Origin of the sequence: Aeromonas diversa CDC 2478-85, assembly GCF_000819805.1 — a bacterium.
In the GTDB taxonomy this organism is placed as follows: Bacteria; Pseudomonadota; Gammaproteobacteria; order Enterobacterales; family Aeromonadaceae; genus Aeromonas; species Aeromonas diversa.
Genome location: NZ_CDCE01000035.1, coordinates 96,452 through 116,448, shown reverse-complemented (window position 1 = coordinate 116,448; position 19,997 = coordinate 96,452). Strand labels below are relative to the sequence as shown.

General features: G+C 63.4%; 19 protein-coding genes. 5 read left to right on the top strand and 14 right to left on the bottom strand.

All coding sequences use genetic code 11. The annotated features are described in order from the left end of the window. Nucleotides 1-3: 3 nt before the first annotated feature. Nucleotides 4-306 (bottom strand): c-type cytochrome, encoded by a 303-nt coding sequence (locus BN1121_RS16680; RefSeq protein WP_005353909.1) that lies wholly within the window; start codon nucleotides 304-306, stop codon nucleotides 4-6. Between the two features lie 80 nt (nucleotides 307-386). Between BN1121_RS16680 and BN1121_RS16675 the strand changes: the two genes are divergently transcribed. From BN1121_RS16675 to BN1121_RS16665, 3 genes are all read left to right on the top strand, one after another. After that, entirely contained in the window at nucleotides 387-1,811 is a 1,425-nt protein-coding gene (locus BN1121_RS16675; RefSeq protein ID WP_005353905.1) for a protein adenylyltransferase SelO, read from the top strand. 10 nt (nucleotides 1,812-1,821) lie between these two features. Beyond that, nucleotides 1,822-2,139, top strand: a complete 318-nt coding sequence (locus BN1121_RS16670) for a DUF3630 family protein (RefSeq protein WP_005353902.1) — start codon at nucleotides 1,822-1,824, stop codon at nucleotides 2,137-2,139. A gap of 71 nt (nucleotides 2,140-2,210) precedes the next feature. After that, complete coding sequence (locus BN1121_RS16665; RefSeq protein WP_005353901.1) at nucleotides 2,211-2,876, top strand: 7-cyano-7-deazaguanine/7-aminomethyl-7-deazaguanine transporter; 666 nt, start codon at nucleotides 2,211-2,213, stop codon at nucleotides 2,874-2,876. Between the two features lie 275 nt (nucleotides 2,877-3,151). Here BN1121_RS16665 and rraA read toward each other — a convergent pair whose 3' ends face one another. After that, complete coding sequence (gene rraA / locus BN1121_RS16660; protein ID WP_005353900.1) at nucleotides 3,152-3,637, bottom strand: ribonuclease E activity regulator RraA; 486 nt, start codon at nucleotides 3,635-3,637, stop codon at nucleotides 3,152-3,154. Nucleotides 3,638-3,784: 147 nt separating this feature from the next. Between rraA and BN1121_RS16655 the strand changes: the two genes are divergently transcribed. Further along, entirely contained in the window at nucleotides 3,785-5,635 is a 1,851-nt protein-coding gene (locus BN1121_RS16655; RefSeq protein ID WP_005353899.1) for a methyl-accepting chemotaxis protein, read from the top strand. Here BN1121_RS16655 and BN1121_RS16650 read toward each other — a convergent pair. Further along, nucleotides 5,632-5,883 carry a YkgJ family cysteine cluster protein gene (locus BN1121_RS16650; RefSeq protein ID WP_005353898.1) on the bottom strand — a complete coding sequence of 84 codons (252 nt, stop codon included), beginning with the start codon at nucleotides 5,881-5,883 and terminating at the stop codon, nucleotides 5,632-5,634. The two genes, BN1121_RS16655 and BN1121_RS16650, sit on opposite strands and share 4 nt — an antisense overlap. A gap of 71 nt (nucleotides 5,884-5,954) precedes the next feature. Next, entirely contained in the window at nucleotides 5,955-6,965 is a 1,011-nt protein-coding gene (gene glpX / locus BN1121_RS16645) for a class II fructose-bisphosphatase (RefSeq protein WP_005353895.1), read from the bottom strand. A gap of 221 nt (nucleotides 6,966-7,186) precedes the next feature. On the opposite strand from glpX, the gene BN1121_RS16640 reads away from it, so the two are divergent. Further along, nucleotides 7,187-8,245, top strand: a complete 1,059-nt coding sequence (locus BN1121_RS16640) for a porin (RefSeq protein WP_005353891.1) — start codon at nucleotides 7,187-7,189, stop codon at nucleotides 8,243-8,245. Nucleotides 8,246-8,343: 98 nt separating this feature from the next. Here the strand turns inward: BN1121_RS16640 and hutH are convergent, their stop codons facing one another. The 10 genes from hutH to ftsY all read right to left on the bottom strand — a co-directional run. Next, nucleotides 8,344-9,876, bottom strand: coding sequence for a histidine ammonia-lyase (gene hutH, locus BN1121_RS16635; protein WP_005353890.1), 1,533 nt, complete (start codon nucleotides 9,874-9,876; stop codon nucleotides 8,344-8,346). Between the two features lies 1 nt (nucleotide 9,877). Continuing rightward, nucleotides 9,878-11,581: a urocanate hydratase gene (hutU, locus tag BN1121_RS16630; RefSeq protein WP_005353888.1), complete on the bottom strand. Its 1,704-nt coding sequence runs from the start codon at nucleotides 11,579-11,581 to the stop codon at nucleotides 9,878-9,880. 45 nt (nucleotides 11,582-11,626) lie between these two features. After that, a complete protein-coding gene (hutG, locus tag BN1121_RS16625) occupies nucleotides 11,627-12,550 on the bottom strand; it encodes a formimidoylglutamase (RefSeq protein ID WP_005353886.1) in 924 nt (307 codons plus the stop codon). Beyond that, complete coding sequence (hutI, locus tag BN1121_RS16620; RefSeq protein WP_005353884.1) at nucleotides 12,547-13,770, bottom strand: imidazolonepropionase; 1,224 nt, start codon at nucleotides 13,768-13,770, stop codon at nucleotides 12,547-12,549. Before hutI ends, hutG begins: the two co-directional genes overlap by 4 nt. A gap of 157 nt (nucleotides 13,771-13,927) precedes the next feature. Further along, nucleotides 13,928-14,632, bottom strand: coding sequence for a histidine utilization transcriptional repressor HutC (hutC, locus tag BN1121_RS16615; protein WP_005353882.1), 705 nt, complete (start codon nucleotides 14,630-14,632; stop codon nucleotides 13,928-13,930). Further along, entirely contained in the window at nucleotides 14,629-15,285 is a 657-nt protein-coding gene (can, locus tag BN1121_RS16610) for a carbonate dehydratase (protein WP_005353880.1), read from the bottom strand. The genes hutC and can overlap by 4 nt, the downstream gene beginning before the upstream one ends. A gap of 137 nt (nucleotides 15,286-15,422) precedes the next feature. Further along, nucleotides 15,423-16,271 carry an RNA polymerase sigma factor RpoH gene (rpoH, locus tag BN1121_RS16605; RefSeq protein ID WP_005353879.1) on the bottom strand — a complete coding sequence of 283 codons (849 nt, stop codon included), beginning with the start codon at nucleotides 16,269-16,271 and terminating at the stop codon, nucleotides 15,423-15,425. Between the two features lie 469 nt (nucleotides 16,272-16,740). Beyond that, nucleotides 16,741-17,694: a permease-like cell division protein FtsX gene (gene ftsX / locus BN1121_RS16600; RefSeq protein ID WP_005353877.1), complete on the bottom strand. Its 954-nt coding sequence runs from the start codon at nucleotides 17,692-17,694 to the stop codon at nucleotides 16,741-16,743. Then, on the bottom strand, nucleotides 17,694-18,362 hold the full coding sequence (gene ftsE, locus BN1121_RS16595) for a cell division ATP-binding protein FtsE (protein WP_005353859.1): 669 nt from the start codon (nucleotides 18,360-18,362) through the stop codon (nucleotides 17,694-17,696). The genes ftsX and ftsE overlap by 1 nt, the downstream gene beginning before the upstream one ends. Nucleotides 18,363-18,410: 48 nt before the next feature. Beyond that, the coding region (gene ftsY / locus BN1121_RS16590; protein ID WP_156139409.1) for a signal recognition particle-docking protein FtsY at nucleotides 18,411-19,997 on the bottom strand (1,587 nt) is incomplete at its 5' end.

Genomic DNA, 19,997 nt, shown 5'->3' with positions numbered 1-19,997 from the left:
CCATCAGGGGCTGAGCGAGGCGTACCAGGCGGCCAGGTTCTCGATGTCGGCATCCGACAACGCCTTGGCCAGGGGCGCCATCAATGGATCGCTGCGGGAGCCATCGCGAAATGCCTTGAGCTGCTTGGCTGTGTACTGGGCGCTCTGCCCGGCCAGGTGGGGATAACCCGGGATCATTGCCTTGCCCTCCACCCCGTGACAGGCGGCGCACACCATCGCCTTCTCCTTGCCGGCGGCCGCATCGGCGGCGTGCAGTGACGGTGCGCCCAGCACCAGCAAGATGGCGGCAAACGGGAAATACTTCATAGATACACTTCCGCAGCAGTAAGAGACGGCGGCAGTATACGCAGCGCCGTCCCCGACGGGCAGGCGCGCAAGGAGCAAATGTGAAGCTGCACAACACTTTTTCCACCGAGCTGCCCTGGGCCTGCGAACCGGTTGATCCGACACCGCTGGCCGGGGCACGCCTGCTGCACCTCAACCGCCCGCTGCTCGGCGAGCTGGGGCTGGCCGACGTGAGCGATGCCGACTGGCTCGCCTGCTGCGGCCAGGGGCGAGCACTGCCCGGCATGGCGCCAGTGGCCCAGGTCTACGCCGGCCATCAGTTTGGCAGTTATGTGCCGCGTCTCGGCGATGGCCGTGCCCTGCTGCTCGGCCAGCAAGAGGCGCCGGACGGCCAACTGTGGGATCTCCATCTCAAGGGGGCCGGCAAGACCCCCTTCTCCCGCTTCGGTGACGGCCGCGCCGTGCTGCGCTCGTCGATCCGCGAATACCTGGCGAGCGAGGCGCTGCACGCCCTCGGCATCCCTACCACCCGCGCCCTGGTGCTGGTCGGCAGCGATGAAGAGGTGCTGCGCGAGACCATAGAGCCGGGGGCGACCGTGCTGCGCACCGCCCCAAACCACCTGCGCTTCGGCCACATCGAGTACTTTGCCTGGAGCGGCCAGGGGGAACGCATCCCCGACCTGCTCGACTACCTGCGCGCCCACCACTTCGATGGTATGGATGACATCAGCCTGTTTGCCGAGGTGGTGCGCCGCACCGCCCGACTGATCGCCCGCTGGCAGGCAGCCGGCTTCACCCACGGGGTACTCAACACCGACAACATGTCCCTGCTCGGGCTCACCATCGACTACGGCCCCTACGGCTTTATCGACCGCTACGTGCCCGACTTCGTCTGCAACCACACCGACCGCATCGGCCGCTACGCCCTCGATCAGCAACCGGCGGTGGGCTACTGGAACCTGCAAAAGCTCGCCCAGGCCCTGGCCGGCCACCTGCCCGGCGAGGCGTTGCAGCAGGGGCTGGCAGGCTACGAGCAGACCCTGATGCTGGAGTATTCGACCCTGATGCGCGAACGCCTCGGCCTGCAGAGCTGGGAAGAGGAAGACCCGGCCCTGTTCCGCCGCCTGTTCCAGCTGCTGGCCCGAGATGGGGTCGACTATCACCTGTTCCTGCGCCATCTCGCCCGCCTCACCCGAAGCGGCGAGCTGCCGCCGCCCCTGCTCGCCCTGTTGCCGGAGGACGACGCCTGGCCAAGCTGGCTCGCAGACTACCGCGCTCGCCTCGGCCGCGAGGGGAGCATGGACGCCGATCGTGCACGCCGCATGGAGGCGGTCAACCCCAAGTATGTGCTGCGCAACGCCCTGGCCCAGCGGGTCATCGACGCGGCCGAGGCAGGCGACATGATCCCTTTTACCCGCCTGTTCGAGACACTGCGCCGCCCCTTCGACGAGCAACCCGAGGCAGACGATCTGGCCACCCCCAGCCCCGACTGGTATCAGTGCACCACCCTTTCCTGCAGCAGCTGAGGAGCGCGCCATGTGGCATCTGGATAAACAAGACCCGGTGAGCGGCAGCCTGCTACTCACCCACCCCGGTCTCGATGAAGCGAGCTTCCCGACCCTGGCCCCCGCTCTGCTGGCCGCCTGGGAGCTGCGATTGGTCGAGCGAGAACAAGGGGCGGATCGCCACTGCTGGGTGGTGGATTTCGAGGGGAGCAAGCTGCTGCTGCAATACGAACACTATGGCGAGGTGTGCTGGCTGGAAGTCTGTCACCCCGATGATCGCCCGCTGCTCGACTGGCTGGCACGCCATCACGCTGCTCAAGGATTGCACTCTGGAGGCGAGGGGGTATAATCCTGCCCCTCTAATTGCCGCCATGGTGGCGGCATGGGTTCCCTAACCCCATTAACCAAAAAGGTCACAACGTGAATCTGACCCCTTATCAGTACCAGACGGCCCTGATCCGTCTCTCTCTCTTCCACATCCTGATCATCGCGAGCAGCAACTATCTGGTGCAGCTGCCGATCACCATATTCGGCTTCCACACCACCTGGGGCGCGTTCAGTTTCCCCTTTATCTTCCTGGCTACCGATCTCACGGTGCGGGTCTTTGGCGCCCCGCTGGCGCGCAAGATCATCCAGTTGGTGATGCTGCCGGCGCTGGCTGTCTCCTACGTGCTCTCGGTGCTCTTCTTCGAGGGGCAGTATCAGGGCTTTAATCAGCTCGCCGTGTTCAACCTGTTCGTGGCACGCATCGCCCTGGCCAGCTTCGCCGCCTATGCCGTCGGACAATTCATGGATGTGGTGGTCTTCAACCGGCTGCGCCAGCTCAAGGCCTGGTGGGTTGCCCCCACCGCCTCGACCCTGTTTGGCAATCTGGTCGACACTATCAGCTTCTTCTCCATCGCCTTCTGGCAGAGCAGCGACCCCTTCATGGCTGAGCACTGGGTCGAGATCGCGATCGTCGACTACACCTTCAAGCTATTGATAAGCCTAGGGTTGTTCGTCCCGCTCTACGGCATGTTGCTGCGCTATCTGACCCGCAAGCTGGTCGGCGAGCCGGGCCTGACCCTGCAGACCGCCCATCACTAAGCCATCGGCCACCCTGAGGTGGCCGATTTATTTGCTCATCCGATGAACAAGAGGCTTGCAAACACAAATGAGAATGATTATCTTTAACTTGCGTTCCGGATTTGACCACCATGGCAACACCCTAGGGTAGTAGTGGACACCTCTGTGAAGGCACGACATTGCTCACATTGCTTCCAGATTAGGCCAGCTTCATGCTGGCCCTTTTTTTTACCCGAGAGCCAGCGCCAACAAAAACGGGAGCCGTTGGCTCCCGTCGTGGTCATGGGCTGCGATGCCTACTCGATGTCCAGCGGCTCGGGAGAGAGGATCACGCCAGTGGTGTCGGCATAGAGGTGATCGTCCGGCAGGAAGGTGACGCCACCAAAGTTGACCGGCAGGTCGGTGTCACCCACCTCCTTGTCATCGGCCCCAACCGGAATCGCGGCCAGCGCCTGAATGCCGATATCCAGATCTTCGAGTTGATCCACCTCGCGCACGCAGCCGTAGCAGACGATCCCCTCCCAGCCATTTTCGGCCGCCGTCGCCGCAATATCGCTGTCGATCAGGGCACGGCGCAATGAACCACCGCCATCGATCAGCAAGACACGACCGACCCCGCTCTCGCGCACCAGCTCACGGATGAGCCCATTCGACTCGAAGCACTTGACGGTGGTGATGACGCCGCCAAACGAATTACGGCCGCCGAAGGAAGAGAGCATGGGCTCGAGGACGTCCACCATGTCGTGGTAGATGTCGCACAGTTCTGAGGTGTTGTATTCCATAGTGACGGGTCCACGGCTGGAAACAGGTGACACCCAGTATAAGGAGTGCACCGGGCAATTCAAAGGTTATTGCCGCTTTGCTCCTTGCAGATCACGTTTTGCGATTACGCTTGAAGAAATCCAGTCGTAGACGTGTTGGAGCCAACCATGTTGATACGCCACAAGCTGATCCTCAACTCCGCCTTGGTCGCCGTGGCCATGCTGGTGCTGAGCGGTCTCTTCTATTACTCCTCCCTGGTCAAAGATCATCTCGCCGAAGCCCAGCGCAACGTCTTGCTACAGGAGAACGCCATCCTGAACATGCGCCGTGCCGAGAAAGACTTTCTGCTACGCAAGGACACCGCCATGGTTGATCGCTTCAATCAGGGCAAGGAGCAGTTCCATCGCTTCAACGACGAGTTGCAGCAAGACGACGCTCTCGGCGAGGTGCGTGGCGAGCTGGCGCGCCTCGACGGCCTGATGAGTGACTACAGCACCCTGTTTTCCACCATCGTCAAACAGATGCAGCAGATTGGCCTGGGCCCGGAAGAGGGGCTCTACGGCCAGCTGCGCAAGGCGGTGCACGACGTCGAGGCCGCCCTCGGTGAGCAGCAGCTGTCGTTACTCGTCACCATGCTGCAGCTGCGCCGCGCCGAGAAAGACTTCATGCTGCGATCGGATATGCAGTACGTCGACAAATTCGAGAAACTGCACACCAGCTTCACCCAGGCCCTGGCCGCCTTGCCGGCGGAGCAGAGTGGCCCCATCGTCACCGCCAGCAACCAGTACAGGCGCGACTTCCTCGCCCTGGCGCAGGGGATGCAGCAGCTCGGCCTCAAAGAGAACGAGGGCATGCTGCTGAAGATGCGCGACGTGGTGCACCAGACCGATGAGGTGTTCGCCGCCGCCAATCAGCGCATCGCCGATCTGCTGGACAGGCGCATCACGCTGCTCGAAAACCTGATGCTGCTGTGCGGCGCCATCATCATACTGTGCGTCGGCGCCATGAGCGTGCTACTCGGACGCAGCATCGACAGGCCCATCTCCCGAGTCAACGACACGGTCAACCGGATCAGGCGTGACAACGATCTGCGCCTCAAGATCGCCATGCGCGGCCAGGATGAGATGGGCCAGCTGGCCGACAACCTGGACGTGATGCTGGACGGTTTTCGTGACCTGCTGCACGAGGTGAAACAGAGCGCCAACACCCTGACCGATGCCTCCAATCACCTCTCGACCAACGTCAAGCGCGCCAGTGACGGCGCCACTCGCCAGCTGCAAGAGACCGATCAAGTGGCCACCGCCTCCAACCAGATGGGCAGCACCATAGAGGAGATCGCCCGCAACACCGAGCTGGCCGCCTCCAACGCCCAGGCGACCAACAACAAGGCCCAGGAGGGGCGCGGCGCGGTCGGCCAGACGGTGCAACAGATCGGCGCCCTGGCCAACAACCTGGAGCATACGGTGAGTGAAGTGGCTCGCCTGCAACAGGCCAGCCAGACCATAGGCTCGGTGCTGGACGTTATCCGTGGCATTGCCGAGCAGACCAACCTGCTGGCCCTCAACGCCGCCATCGAGGCGGCTCGGGCCGGGGAACAGGGGCGCGGCTTCGCCGTGGTGGCGGATGAGGTTCGCTCACTGGCCAATCGCACCCAGCAGTCCACCCAGGAGATCGCCGCCATCATCGCCTCCCTGCAGCAGCAGACCGGCAGCATAGTGCAGTTGATGGAAGAGTGCCGTGAGCAGGGGATCAGCAGTGCGAGCGAGGCGACCAACGCCGGCCAGCTGCTCGATCAGATCACCGAGGATGTCACCCGCATTATGGACATGAGCACCCAGATCGCCGCCGCCATCGAGCAGCAGAGTCTGGTGGCCCAAGAGGTGAACCGCAACGTCACCAACATTCGCGACATCGCCGAGGAGTCGAGCAAGATGGCCGACGAAAACGCCCACTCCAGCCAGGAGTTGACCGAGCAGGCCCATCGCCTCAACCAGGCGGTGGCCCGCTATCAGGTTTAGTGGGTCAGGCGCTCCAGCTCACCGATGAGCCACAGCGCCTCGTCACGGCTGCTGCCGCACACATCCGGCATCGGCTTGAAGCCGCCACACACGGCGGGGCGCTCGGAGCGACCAAACAGCTTGCAACCGAGCCGCTCATCGAGCTGGACGCAGGGCACGCCGGCCGGCTTGCCGCCGGGCATGCCGGGGATGGGCGAGGTGATGCTGGGGGCGATACAGCAGGCGGCGCAGCCGGCACGACATTCCATGGGATACTCCAGTAGCAAGACGGCCCATCGCGAGATGGGCCGTCTTTCATGATGCGTAAGGAAGGCAGACCTTACAGTATGATGTCGCGCACCGCATCATCCTTGCGTTCCAGATAGTGGATCGACTTGATACGGCGGATGGTGCGGGACTTGCCGCGGATCAGCAGGGTCTCGGTGGTGGCCATCTTGCCATCGCTGGTGATGCCATCGAGCAGATCCCCCTTGGTGATGCCGGTGGCGGAGAAGATGACGTTGTCGTTCTTCGCCAGATCCTCCAGCTTGAGCACCTTGTTAACCTCGATACCGAGGGCCTCGCAGCGGGCCACTTCCTGCTCGCCCAGGGCGCGGATATCGGGGCTGTCACCCTTGACCAGATGGCGCGGTACCAGACGAGCCTGCATGTCACCGCCCAGGGCGCGGATAACGGCCGCCGAGATCACCCCTTCCGGGGCGCCGCCGATACCATAGAGCATGTCCACCTCGTTGTCCGGCAAACAGGTCAGCACAGAGGCCGCCACGTCGCCGTCGGGGATCGCAAACACCCGCACGCCGAGACCCTGCATCTCCTTGATCGCCTTCTCGTGGCGCGGCTTGGCCAGGGTGATGACGGTGAGGCGCGACAGGGGCTTGCCGAGCGCCTTGGCCACCGCCTTGAGGTTCAGCTCCAGAGCCAGGTTGAGATCGATGACCCCCTTGGCCTGGGGCCCGACCACCAGCTTCTCCATGTACATGTCGGGCGCTTTGAGGAAGGTGCCCTTGTCACCCACGGCGAGCACGGCCAGGGCGTTGGCCTGGCCCATGGCGGTCATGCGGGTTCCCTCGATCGGGTCGACGGCGATGTCCACAGCATCTCCGCCACCGGTACCGACCTTCTCGCCGATATAGAGCATGGGAGCCTCGTCGATCTCCCCCTCACCGATGACCACTTCTCCGTCGATGCTGATCTGGTTGAGGATATGGCGCATCGCCGCAACCGCGGCGCCATCCGCAATATTCTTGTCACCTCGCCCGAGCCACTTGTAGCCGGCCAGCGCGGCGGCTTCGGTCACTCGGGAAAACTCGATTGCCAGTTCACGTCTCATCGCATACCCAACCTAGGAACCTTAAAAACGGGCGGCATTCTACCACACGGGCAAACCTTTTCGCATAAAACTGACGCTTCACCGCCGAAAAGAGAACCGATTAATAAAAAACCATAAAAAGTGACACCAACTCGTCATGTTCCAGTCACCTGACTGTCATCCGTCCTGCCTAGCATGGCCTCGCTTCCACTGACTAATGCTTGCAACTTCAAGGAATGACAATGAAAAAACTGACGCTTATCGCGCTGGCCATGACCGGTGCCATCCAGGCTCAAGCGGCCGAAGTGTACAAAAACGACACCATGGCCCTGGACCTCTATGGCCGCATCTATGCCGGTCACTTCTTCGGTGACAAGAAGGAGCTGGATGCCAATGGCGCCATCAAGAGCGACTACAGTGCCAAGCAGGGTGCCAACCAGTTCGTCCGCTTCGGTGCCAAGGCCGAGAGCCAGATCCAGAGTGGTCTGAAGGCCGTGGCCCAATACGAAGTGCAGATGTATATCAATGACAGCGAAAAGACGGTTAGCGAGAACTCCGACAACCTGCGTACTCGTCTGGCCTTCGCCGGCCTGGGCGGCGACTGGGGCACAGTCACCTTCGGTCGCCAGAAGGGGGCTCCGGGCTTCCTGGCCGACTGGACCGACGTTTCCCTCTCCGATGGCTACGGTAACGAGGCGCTCGGCGCCAAGACCGACACCTTCGCCACCAACCGTGCCGGCTCGGTGCTGAAGTACTCCGGTCTGTTCAACGGCCTGCAGTTCGACGCCAGCTACAAGTTCGACGGTGGCGACACCGAAGACATGGGCAACAAGGACAGCGACCCGGCCTATGGCGCCGCCGTGGCCTACACCTTCCCGTTCAACCTGTCTCTGGGTACCGCCTACAACGTGGGCCTGCGCCAGCAGAAAGGCGAAGAGGATGCCAAGCTGTGGCTGATCTCCGCCAAGTATGACAACAAGGCCGCCTACGCCGCCCTGAGCTATGCCGACGGCTCCGACTTCACCAAGAGCGGTCAGGATCACACCGGTTGGGAAGCGGCCCTGGGCTATAACTTCGAGAACGGCTTCGGCCTGATGGCCCTGTGGAACAAGCAGAAGATCGAGCAAAGCGGCAAGGCCGACATCGACTCCATCGACTACTACACCCTGGGTGCCCAGTACAAGTTCAACAAGAGCCTGCGCGTCATCGGCGAATACCGCATCAACAATCTGGATAGCGTCGCTGGCAAGGGAATCGCCAACAAGGATGACTTCCAACTGGCCGCCCGTTACGACTTCTAATCACGTTCCGTGCTTCTGCCCGGCCAGCCTAGCTGCGCCGGGCCTTTTTATCGATAAAAAACGGGGCGCCACAAGGCGCCCCGCATCATTGCCCACCGTTACAGGCTCGGCAGCACGCCGGCCGGGATCAGGTCGTTGTAGCTGGCACGGCCCAGCAGGGCGGCGGCCGCCTCGATGTCCGGTGCGAAATACCTGTCCTTGTCGTAGAAGCTGACTTCTTCGCGCAGGCGGCCCTTGGCCAGCTCCACCAGCTCGGTGGAACGCAGCGGTGCGCGGAAATCCAACCCTTGCGCTGCCGCCAGCAGTTCCACCGCCAGGATGCCGCGGGTGTTCTCGGCCATGTCCGCCAGCCGGCGACCGGCGAAAGTGGCCATGGAGACGTGATCCTCCTGGTTGGCCGAGGTGGGCAGGCTGTCCACCGAGGCCGGGTGGGCCAGGGTCTTGTTCTCGGAGGCGAGCGCCGCCGAGGTGACCTGGGCGATCATAAAGCCGGAGTTCACGCCGCCGTTGTTGACCAGGAAGGCCGGCAGACCGGACATGCGCGAGTCGATCAGCAGCGCCATGCGACGCTCTGAGAGCGAGCCGATCTCGGCGATGGCCAGCGCCAGGTTGTCGGCGGCGAAGGCCACGGGTTCTGCGTGGAAGTTGCCGCCGGAGAGAATGTCCTCATCCTCGGCAAACACCAGCGGGTTGTCTGAAACCGCGTTGGCCTCGCACACCAGCACCTCGGCGGCCTGACGGATCTGGGTCAGGCAGGCACCCATCACCTGGGGCTGGCAGCGCAGGGAGTAAGGATCCTGCACCTTCTCGCAGTTGTGGTGGGACATGCCGATCTCGCTGCCGTCCACCAGCAGGTGGCGGTAGCAGGCGGCCGCGTCTTCTTGCCCGCGCTGGCCGCGCACCGCGTGGATGCGGGCATCGAACGGACGGCGGCTGCCAAGGGCTGCCTCCACGCTCATGGCGCCTATGGTGATGGCGCCGGCGTAGAGATCCTCGGCGTGGAACAGCCCTTCCAGCGCGAAGGCGGTGCTCGCCTGGGTGCCGTTGAGCAGCGCCAGCCCCTCTTTCGGTGCCAGTGCGATGGACTCCAGGCCTGCAATCTTGAGGGCCGTGGTGGCGTCGATCAGCTCGCCCTTGTGGCGGGCCTTGCCTTCACCGATCAGCAGGCAGCTCATGTGGGCCAGCGGCGCCAGATCGCCGGAGGCGCCGACGGAGCCCTTCTTCGGCACCACCGGATACACCTCGGCGTTGATGAGGCGCATCAGGGCCTCCAGCACCAGTGGCCTGATGCCAGAAAAACCACGGGCGAGCGAGTTGAGTTTGAGCACCATCATCAGCCGCACGGTGGCGTCATCCATGTACTCGCCGATACCGGCGGCATGGGAGAGCACGATGGAGCGCTGCAGCTCGTCCAGCTGCTCTACCGGGATGCGGGTATTGGCCAGGAGGCCGAAGCCGGTGTTGATGCCGTACACCACGCGGTTTTGCTCGATCACCTTGGTGACCACGGCGGCGGAGGCGTGGATCTCCGGCAGGGCGGACGGATCCAGACTGACGTGTACCGGCTCGCGGCTGACGCGGCGCAGGGTGGCGAGGCAGAGCTTGCCCGGTTGCAGATTGAGTTCGAACATCTTATTTCACCCCTTTGCCTGCTGCGTCCAGCATCGGCAGATCCAGTTTCGCCTCGTGGGCACAGTTGATGGCAATCTCGTAGCCGGCATCGGCGTGACGCATCACCCCGGTGCCCGGGTCGTTGCGCAGCACGCGACCGACCCGCTTGGCGGCGTCGTCGGTGCCGTCACAGACGATCACCACGCCGGAGTGCTGGGAGAAGCCCATGCCGACACCGCCACCGTGGTGCAGGGAGACCCAGGTCGCGCCGCCCGCGGTGTTGAGCAGGGCGTTGAGCAGCGGCCAGTCGGAGACGGCATCGGAGCCGTCCATCATGGATTCGGTTTCACGGTTCGGGCTCGCCACGGAACCGGAGTCCAGGTGATCGCGACCGATGACGACCGGCGCCTTGAGCTCGCCATTCTTGACCATCTCGTTGAAGGCCAGGCCGAGGCGAACCCGATCCTTGACCCCGACCCAGCAGATACGCGCCGGCAGACCCTGGAAGGCGATGCGCTCACGGGCCATGTCGAGCCAGTTGTGCAGGTGGGGATCGTCCGGGATCAGCTCTTTGACCTTCTGGTCGGTCTTGTAGATGTCTTCCGGATCGCCGGAGAGGGCCACCCAGCGGAACGGACCGATCCCTTCGCAGAACAGCGGACGGATATAGGCCGGGACGAAGCCGGGGAAGTCGAAGGCATTCTTGACACCCTCTTCCAGCGCCATCTGGCGGATGTTGTTGCCGTAGTCCAGGGTCGCTGCGCCGCGGGACTGCAGGGTCAGCATGGCTTCAACCTGACGGGCCATGGAGCGGCGGGCGGCGACATTCACCTCTTCCGGCGCGCTCTTCTGCAGATCGCGCCACTGGGCCACGCTCCAGCCCTGGGGCAGGTAGCCGTGTACCGGGTCATGGGCGGAGGTCTGGTCGGTCACCACGTCCGGGGTGATGCCGCGGGCCACCAGTTCGGCGAAGACGTCGGCGGCGTTGCCGAGCAGGCCGACGGAGACGGCGGTGCCGCTCTGTTTGGCTTCCTCGACCATGGCCAGCGCCTCATCCAGGCTGTAGGCCTTCTTGTCGACGTAGCGGGTCTTGAGACGGAAGTCGATGCGGGTCTCGTCGCACTCCACGGCGATAATGGAGAAACCGGCCATGGTGGCAGCCAGGGGCTGGGCGCCGCCCATGCCGCCGAGGCCCCCGGTCAGGATCCAGCGGCCCTTGGGCTCGCCGTTGAAGTGCTGGTTGGCCACGGCGAAGAAGGTCTCGTAGGTGCCCTGGACGATGCCCTGGGTACCGATGTAGATCCAGGAGCCGGCGGTCATCTGGCCGTACATCATCAGGCCCTTCTTATCGAGCTCGTTGAAGTGCTCCCAGTTGGCCCAGTGCGGCACCAGGTTGGAGTTGGCAATCAGCACGCGCGGCGCGTCCTTGTGGGTCTGGAACACGCCGACCGGCTTGCCGGATTGCACCAGCAGGGTCTGATCATCCTCGAGACGGGTCAGTACCTCGACGATCTTGTCGTAGCACTCCCAGTTGCGGGCGGCGCGACCGATACCGCCGTACACCACCAGGGACTGGGGATGCTCGGCCACTTCCGGATCCAGGTTGTTCATCAGCATCCGCAGGGGCGCCTCGGTGAGCCAGCTCTTGGCAGTCAGCTGGGTACCGTGGGGAGCACGGATGATCCGGCTCGGATCGTGGCGGGGATCCTGGTGTTGTACAGACATAGACACTCCTTGTTTATCGATACGGTCAGGCGGCGCGGTGCGCCGCTACTTGGTCAACTGGTGGACCAGGCGCGCGGCCACGCGGGCGCTGCGGTTGTCCTGATCCAGGCTCGGGTTGTATTCGGCCAGATCGGCGAGCCTGAGCTTGCCGCTGGCCCGGATATGGGCGATCAGGGGTTCGATGACGGCCAGCTCCACGCCACGGGCGGCAGGGGCGCTCACCCCCGGCATCACGGCGGCGGGCAGCACGTCGAGATCGATGGTCAGATAGAGGTGGTCACAGCGGGCGATAAAGGCATCCAGCCCGTTGAGCAAGGCTGGCAGCTCGGTCGGGGTCATCGCCTCGTCCAGCACGTGCCACACCCCCAGCGCCTCGGCGCGGGCAAACAGGGCCGCCGTGTTGGCGGTCTCGGCCACCCCGAGGCAGGCATAGTTAAAGGGCGAGCCCTGGGCAGCGCACTGCTCGGCAATCTGGAAGAAGGGGGTGCCGGAACTCGCCTGCTCCAGCTTCATGCGCAGGTCGAAGTGGGCGTCGAAGTTGATGATGCCCACACGACCCTTGCCGTTGAGATGGCGGTTGAGGCCACTCCAGCTGCCGAAGGCCACCTCGTGGCCGCCTCCCAGCACCAGCGGGAACTGGCCCTGCCCCAGCGCAGCGGCGACCCGATCGGCCAGCCGGCCGTGGGCGGCGTCGAGATCACCGTCCTCGCAGCACACGTCACCGCCGTCGTAGACGGGCTGACTCAGGTGCCAGGCCGTGTTGGCGAGCAGCTTGCGCACCGCCAGCGGCGCACCGGCCGCACCGACGCGCCCCTTGTTGCGGCGCACCCCCTCGTCGCAGGCGAAGCCGAGCAGCACCACGCCGGGTTCACCGCGTCCCTGCCAGGGCTGCACCCTGTCATGCCAGCGCAGGGCCAGTGCGCCGTCTTCCGGATCCTGACGCCCCTGCCATATCTGCATCTCGCTCATGCCAGACCTCCCAGGGTTTCCTGTCCTTTCACCACCCGCGCCACCAGCTGGTCGACGCCGACCTGATAGGCCAGCTCGGCCGGGTGGGCGCACGACCAGACCAGGAAGTCGGCCTCCATGCCTACCTTGAGCTGACCCAGCCCTGCTGCGCCAAGCGCCGTGGCGCCGTGACGGGTGACGCCACACAGCGCCTCCTCCGGGGTGAGACGAAACAGGGTGCAGGCCATGTTCATGGCCAGACGCAAGGAGACCAGCGGCGAGGTGCCGGGGTTGATGTCGGAGGCGACCGCGATGGGCACGCCGGCCTCGCGCAGCGCCTGCACCGGCGGCAGGTTGGTGTCGCGCAGGAAGTAGAAGGCGCCGGGCAGCAGCACCGCCACAGTGCCGCTCTCGGCCAGGGCGGTGATGCCGGCGGCATCCAGGTGTTCCAGGTGGTCCACCGAGAGGGCGCGGTAGCGGGCGGCGAGCGCGCTGCCCCCTAAGTTGGAGAGCTGCTCCATGTGCCCCTTGACCGGCAGGCCATGAGCACGGGCGGCGGCGAAGACCCGCTCGCACTGGGCCAGGTTGAAGGCGATCCCCTCGCAGAAGACGTCGACCGCGTCGGCCAGCCCTTCTGCGGCGGCGATCGGGATCAGCTGATCACAGATGAGATCGACCCAGCCATCTGCATCGAACTCGGGCGGCACGGCGTGGGCCGCCAGCAAGGTGGTGCGTACCCGCACCGGCAGGGCACGGCCAAGGCGGCGCGCGACCCGCAGCATCTTGAGCTCGTCCTCCAGAGTCAGGCCATAGCCAGACTTGATCTCGACCGTGGTGACCCCTTCGCGCAGCAGGCTCTTGAGCCGATCGAGCGCGAGCGTGAACAGCTGATCCTCGCTGGCCGCTCGGGTGGCACGCACAGTGCTGAGGATGCCGCCACCCTGGCGGGCAATCTCCGCATAGGGGACCCCCTGCAGCCGCTGCTCGAACTCGGCGGCGCGGCTGCCGGCATAGATGAGGTGGGAGTGGCAGTCGATAAGACCCGGGGTCGCCAGGCGGCCCTTCATATCCTGCCAGCTCTCGGGAAAGGGCCCGCTCAGCTCGCTCATGGGGATCAGGGCGTGGATCCGGCCCGCTTTCACGCCGAGGGCATGGGGGGCCAGGAGGTCATAGCCATCGCTCATGGTGGCGGGAGTGAGGTTGATCCAGACCCGATCGCAGGCCAACAGTTCCTTGTTCATGCCAGACTCCGAAATGTATATACAAATCTTATACAGGAAGTGGCACAGGCAAACCAGACCGTTCGTTACAAAGCTGCAACAACGATCACGATTAGAGTATAGGCACAAAAAACCCGCCGGTCGGGCGGGTCAGTGGAACAGATTAATGTATATACAATTAGGCGAATCGAGTCTGGGAACGCAGCCGGTAACGATCCCCAGGCGAGAGCAGGCGGGCATAGGAGACCAGCCCCCCCTCTGACCAGGTGCGTCGATGCAGCAGCAGGCAGGGGGTGTCGACCCGCACCTGCAGCAGGGCCGCCTCACCGGCGCTCGGCAACACGGCCTCCACCAGATGCTCCATCTCGGAGAGGGGGCAGACCTGCATCAGGTAGGCGTTGGGAGTGAGCGCGGTGAAGTCCTGTTCGCCATAGCCGGGCAAGCGCTCGGCATCGACGAAGCGCTCCTCGAGCTGGAGCGGCTCATTGTCGGACTGATGGACGATCAGACTGTGGAAGATGGGGGCGCCAACCCGCAGGCCAAGCTGCACCGCCACCTTATCATCTGCCCTCTGTTGCTCCAGCCGGATCACCCGGGCACTGTAGCGGGCGCCGCGCTCGGCGATCTCGTCCGCTATGTTGCGGATCTCGAGCAGGGGTGACTCGGCACGCCGATCCGCCACGAAGCTGCCGGATCCGGCGGTGCGCACCAGCCACCCCTCGGCGGTCAGCTCGCGCAAGGCCTTGTTCACCGTCATCCTGCTGACACCGAAGCGTTCGCACAGTGCCGCCTCGGTCGGGATGCGATCCCCCGGGTTCAACTCGCCGCAGCCGATGGCGTCGAGCACAAACTGCCGGATCTGGCGATAACGGGGTGCCGTCATCGCCGGATTCTGGGCTTGATATCGACCCAGGTGCGGTAGAGATCCGGGATCTGCTCAGGCCCGTTGATGCAGACGTTAAGATCCTGCAGCAGGCCATCCTTGATCCCGTAGATCCAGCCGTGTACTGCCAACTCCTGACCACGGCGCCAGGCGTTCTGCACTATGGTGGTGTGGCAGACATTGGAGACCTGCTCGGCCACGTTCAGCTCGCACAGGAAGTCGAAGCGTTCGTGTTCATCCTCGACCGCGTCGATCTCACCCTGGTACTTGAAGTAGACGTCCTTGATGTTGCGCAGCCAGTTGTCGATGAGCCCCAGCTCCTGGTTCTGCATCGCCGCCTTCACCCCACCACACCCGTAGTGACCGCAGACGATGATGTGCTTCACCTTGAGCACCTCGACCGCATATTGCAGCACAGAGAGGCAGTTGAAATCGGTGTGGACCACCAGATTGGCCACGTTGCGGTGCACGAAGACATCACCCGGCAGCAGCCCCATCAGCTGGTTGGCGGGGACCCGGCTATCCGAGCAGCCGATCCAGAGGTACTCGGGTGCCTGCTGGGAAGAGAGCTGGGTAAAGAAGTCGGGATCCTCGGCCTTGATTTGCTCGGCCCACTCCCGGTTGTTGACGAACAGCTGGTTCAGCAATTTCACGAAGATTCTCCCTGTCGTGCTCTGCTGCGCACCTTATCACAGGGGATGGCAGGACAGGCAAGTCCGCATCACAGAGGTGTGACCTCTAGGACGGAAACAAAAACAGGGCCCGCAGGCCCTGTTTATGGCAGATGCTATCAAGCATCCATGGCGTCCTTGAGCTTCTTCAAGGCATTCTTCTCGAGCTGACGCACCCGCTCGGCTGAGACGCCGTAGGCATCGGCCAACTCCTGCAGGGTCGCCTTATTGTCCTCATCCAGCCAGCGGGCACGAATGATGTGCTGGCTACGCTCGTCCAGGGTGGACAGTGCATAGGAGAGACGGGTCGTGGCGTGATCGTCCCAGTTGTCGCTCTCGAAGTTGCTGGCGAGATCGGAGGACTTGTCCTCCAGATAGTGGACCGGGGCGAAACCGTCCTCGTCGTCGTCGAGCAGATCGAAGGCCTGATCGTGGCCGCTCATGCGGGCCTCCATCTCGACCACCTCCTCGGGAGAGACGCCGAGATCGTCGGCCACGGCACGGACCTCTTCCTGACTGAACCAGCCGAGGTGCTTCTTGGCCTTGCGCAGGTTAAAGAAGAGTTTGCGCTGGGCCTTGGTGGTCGCCACCTTGACCATGCGCCAGTTGCGCAGGACGTACTCGTGGATTTCGGCCTTGATCCAGTGCACGGCGAAGGAGACCAGACGCACACCGACACTCGGATCGAAGCGCTTGACCGCCTTCATCAGGCCTATGTTGCCTTCCTGAATAAGATCGGCCTGGGGCAGGCCGTAACCGGCGTAGCTCTTGGCCACGTGAACGACAAAACGCAGGTGGGACATAACCAGCTGGCGTGCAGCCTCGAGATCCCCATCCTGCTGCAGCCGCTCGGCAAGAGCGCGCTCTTCCTCTGCACTGAGCACAGGAATCGTGTTCACCCCCTGGATATAACTCTCCAGACTGCCTTGCGGAATCAAGGCCATGGTGCGCTGCAATGAAGTTCCCATTGAATACCTCTTTCTTCTCAATCCGGCCAGTCTAACACCCTCAGAGGGGCTGTCCACCAACCAAGGCCCGTTATGCGGGCCAGCTCATGCTAGTGAATCGATGGTCGACTCGCAAGGTGTCCATCCTGAGAACCACCCTCTGAACACCCTATGAATAAGCATAAAAAAAGGGGTCACAGTGAAGGACCCCTGAAAAGTAGCATGCTAAGTCCATTGTTGCGGAGCTCGCAACCTTCACATGCTTGCCAAGTCGACACAGGCAGGGCCCTTTGCCACACCCATAGAAATCCAGTTAATCAGACCACTTCCGCAGCGGGAAGTTCACGGATCCTCTAAGATCCTTGCCGTCGACATCCATAGTTCAGATTACTGCGAGAATGAACCCGTCGCCAGCGAGGGGAGTTCTTGTACTTGATCCGGATCGCAAAATCCAGCGAATTTTCCCGCCTATTAAATAATCACCAATGAATCAAGAAGGTTCAATATCCCGGATATGCCGGTGCACCGAAAACCAGGATGCAATCAGACCCAAAAACGCACCGAGCAGTATCAGGTTGAGTCCATCCACCAACCCCAACCCCACCAGACGGAACTCGCTGCCATAGAGGCCCGCCAACTCGCTGACCACCCCTTCGCTCCACAGCACCATGACCTCGGTCAGCCACCAGGCCAGCATGCCACCGATCACCCCGAACCAGATGCCGGTATAGAGAAAAGGACGATGGATGAAGGCATCCGTCGCCCCCACCAGCTTGAGCACCTCGATCTCGGAGCGCTGGTTGAGGATGTTCAGACGCAAGGTGTTACCGACGATGAGCAGCACGGCAGCCAGCAACAAGACGGCGATACCCGTGATGGTATGGCGCAGCAGGTTGATGATCCCCTGCAACCGCTCGAGCCACTGCAGATCCAGCTTGCCCTGCTCGACACCACTCTCGCCATTGAGCTTGGCCAGCAACTCGCTGGCCCCGGTCGGATTACGCCAACGCGGATCCGGAACCACAATCAGCACGGGTGGCAGGGGATTGCCGTCGAGATAGTCGAGCGCATCACCAAAACCGGAGAGCTCACGAAACTCGGCCAGGGATTTGTCGCGACTCAGGTAGTCGACGCTGTCCACCTCGGGATACATAAGAATGCGCTTGCGCAGCGCCTGTATGTTCTCCTCGGGCAGATCCTTGCGCAGATAGAGGGTGATCTGGGAGCTGTCCTGCCAACCGCTCTCCACCTGCTCGGCATTTTTGAGCAGCACGTGGAAACAGGAGGGCAGTGCCAGGCTCACTCCGAGTACGGCCAGGGTCATCATGGTCGCGAGCGGATAACGCCACAGCTCTCCCAGGCTGGCGAAAGCCTGGCGAACATGGTCCACCCAATACATGGCAAAGCGGCGCAGCGGCGGCTGCTTGTGACGAACGACCCCCATTACGCCTCCTTCTCCTGCGAATACATGCGGCCGGCCTTGAGCGTCAGGGTGCGATAACGCATGCGGGCGATGAGCCCGAGATCGTGAGTGGCGATCAGGACAGACACACCGACCCGGTTAAACTCCTCGAACAGGCGCAAGATGTCCATGGAGAGCTGGGGATCCAGGTTACCGGTCGGTTCATCGGCCAGCAGTAAGGGTGGCTTGTTGACGATGGCCCGGGCGATCCCTACCCGCTGCTGCTCACCACCGGAGAGCATGCGCGGCTGGTAACGCTCCTTGCCGAGCAGCCCCACCTTGTCGAGGGCCGCTGCCACCCGCCGAACTATGTCACCATGGCTGTAACCCTCGATCACCAATGGCAGGGCCACGTTGTCAAACACGGTTCTGTCCATCAGCAGGCGGTGATCCTGAAAGATCATGCCAATCTGGCGCCGCACGTAGGGGATATAGCGCCGGTCGAGACGGGTCACCTCGTCACCGTGGAAGAAGATGCGCCCATCGCTGGGGCGCTCCATCACACTGATGAGCTTGAGCAGGGTGCTCTTGCCCGCCCCCGAGTGACCGGTGAGGAAGGCCATCTCTCCCTTGCGAAGGTGAAAACTCACCTTCTGCAGCGCCTGATGGCCACCACTGTAGACCTTACTGACCTGTTCAAAACGAATCATGGACACATCCTGATCGCTGCACGGGCTCCCGAAGGAGCCCGCCAATGGTTACTCATCCCGGCTGAACAGGGCCTCGATGAAGTCGTTGGCCACGAAGGGACGCAGATCATCGATCCCCTCGCCCACCCCTATGTAGCGGATGGGGATCTGGAACTTGTCCGCCACCGCGAAGATGACGCCACCCTTGGCGGTACCATCGAGCTTGGTAAGGGTGATGCCCGTCAGCCCCACCGCCTCGCTGAACAGCTTGGCCTGGCTCAGGGCGTTCTGGCCGGTGCCGGCGTCGACGGTGAGCATGATCTCGTGGGGCGCAGCCTCATCGAGCTTCTTCATCACCCGCACTATCTTCTTGAGCTCTTCCATCAGGTTGTTCTTGTTCTGCAGACGGCCGGCGGTGTCGGCGATCAGCACGTCGGCCCCGCGCGAGCGGGCCGCCTCGATGGCATCATAGATGACGGAGGCTGAATCGGCGCCGGTATGCTGGGCGATCACCGGGATATTGTTGCGCTGGCCCCACACCTGCAGCTGCTCGACCGCGGCGGCACGGAAGGTATCGCCGGCGGCCAGCATCACACTCTTGCCCTCGGCCTGGAACTGCTTGGCCAGCTTGCCGATGGTGGTGGTCTTGCCCACCCCGTTCACACCGACCATCAGGATGACGTAGGGCTTCTTGCTGGTGTCGATCACCAGGGGCTGCTCGACCTGGGTCAGCATCTCGCCCATATCCTGCTTGAGCAGGCCATAGAGCGCCTCGGCATCCTTGAGCTGTTTGCGGCTGGCGTGCTGGGTCAGGCCATCGATGATGCGAGTGGTGGTCTCGATGCCGAGATCCGCGCTCAGCAGCTGGGTCTCCAGCTCCTCGAACAGCTCGTCGTCGATCTTCTTGCCACGGAACAGACCGAAGAAGCCTGACCCTATGTTCTCACGGGTGCGCACCAGGCTGCGTTTGAGGCGAGCAAACAGCCCCTCGCGCTGGGGTTTTTCCTGGGTGTCGTCGGCTATGACGGCAGCGGTAGCCACACTGGCGGCCTCAGCGGCACGGACCTCTTCGGCCAGACGGGCCTGCTCGGCGACGCGAGCATCTTCCGCCAGACGAGCCTCTTCGGCGACGCGAGCAGCTTCGGCCAGACGCGCCTCCTCGGCGACGCGAGCGGCTTCCGCCAGACGGACTTCCTCTGCGACGCGAGCGTCTTCGGCCAGACGAGCCTCCTCGGCGACGCGAGCGGCTTCAGCCAGACGAGCCTCTTCGGCGACGCGGGCGGCTTCGGCCAGACGAGCCTCTTCGGCGACGCGAGCGGCTTCGGCCAGACGAGCCTCTTCGGCGACGCGAGCGGCCTCAGCCAGACGAGCCTCTTCGGCAACGCGAGCGGCTTCGGCCAGACGCGCCTCCTCGGCGACGCGAGCGGCTTCGGCCAGACGAGCCTCCTCGGCAATGCGAGCGGCTTCGGCCAGACGCGCCTCCTCGGCGACGCGAGCGGCCTCGGCAAGACGAGCCTCCTCGGCGATGCGGGCAGCTTCGGCCAGACGAGCCTCCTCGGCGATGCGAGCGGCCTCAGCCAGACGAGCCTCTTCGGCGACGCGAGCGGCCTCGGCCAGACGAGCCTTTTCGGCGACGCGAGCGGCTTCCGCCAGACG

Bases quoted from the DNA above. Each gene is read 5' to 3' on its own strand.
- ftsX (WP_005353877.1), bottom strand. From the start codon at position 17,694: ATGGGGGTCGTTCGTCACAAGCAGCCGCCGCTGCGCCGCTTTGCCATG.
- BN1121_RS16650 (WP_005353898.1), bottom strand. From the start codon at position 5,883: ATGGAATGTCGTGCCGGCTGCGCCGCCTGCTGTATCGCCCCCAGCATC.
- BN1121_RS16680 (WP_005353909.1), bottom strand. From the start codon at position 306: ATGAAGTATTTCCCGTTTGCCGCCATCTTGCTGGTGCTGGGCGCACCG.
- hutU (WP_005353888.1), bottom strand. From the start codon at position 11,581: ATGTCTGTACAACACCAGGATCCCCGCCACGATCCGAGCCGGATCATC.
- BN1121_RS16670 (WP_005353902.1), top strand. From the start codon at position 1,822: ATGTGGCATCTGGATAAACAAGACCCGGTGAGCGGCAGCCTGCTACTC.
- rraA (WP_005353900.1), bottom strand. From the start codon at position 3,637: ATGGAATACAACACCTCAGAACTGTGCGACATCTACCACGACATGGTG.
- rpoH (WP_005353879.1), bottom strand. From the start codon at position 16,271: ATGGGAACTTCATTGCAGCGCACCATGGCCTTGATTCCGCAAGGCAGT.
- glpX (WP_005353895.1), bottom strand. From the start codon at position 6,965: ATGAGACGTGAACTGGCAATCGAGTTTTCCCGAGTGACCGAAGCCGCC.
- hutH (WP_005353890.1), bottom strand. From the start codon at position 9,876: ATGTTCGAACTCAATCTGCAACCGGGCAAGCTCTGCCTCGCCACCCTG.
- BN1121_RS16640 (WP_005353891.1), top strand. From the start codon at position 7,187: ATGAAAAAACTGACGCTTATCGCGCTGGCCATGACCGGTGCCATCCAG.
- hutI (WP_005353884.1), bottom strand. From the start codon at position 13,770: ATGAACAAGGAACTGTTGGCCTGCGATCGGGTCTGGATCAACCTCACT.
- hutG (WP_005353886.1), bottom strand. From the start codon at position 12,550: ATGAGCGAGATGCAGATATGGCAGGGGCGTCAGGATCCGGAAGACGGC.
- BN1121_RS16655 (WP_005353899.1), top strand. From the start codon at position 3,785: ATGTTGATACGCCACAAGCTGATCCTCAACTCCGCCTTGGTCGCCGTG.
- ftsE (WP_005353859.1), bottom strand. From the start codon at position 18,362: ATGATTCGTTTTGAACAGGTCAGTAAGGTCTACAGTGGTGGCCATCAG.
- hutC (WP_005353882.1), bottom strand. From the start codon at position 14,632: ATGACGGCACCCCGTTATCGCCAGATCCGGCAGTTTGTGCTCGACGCC.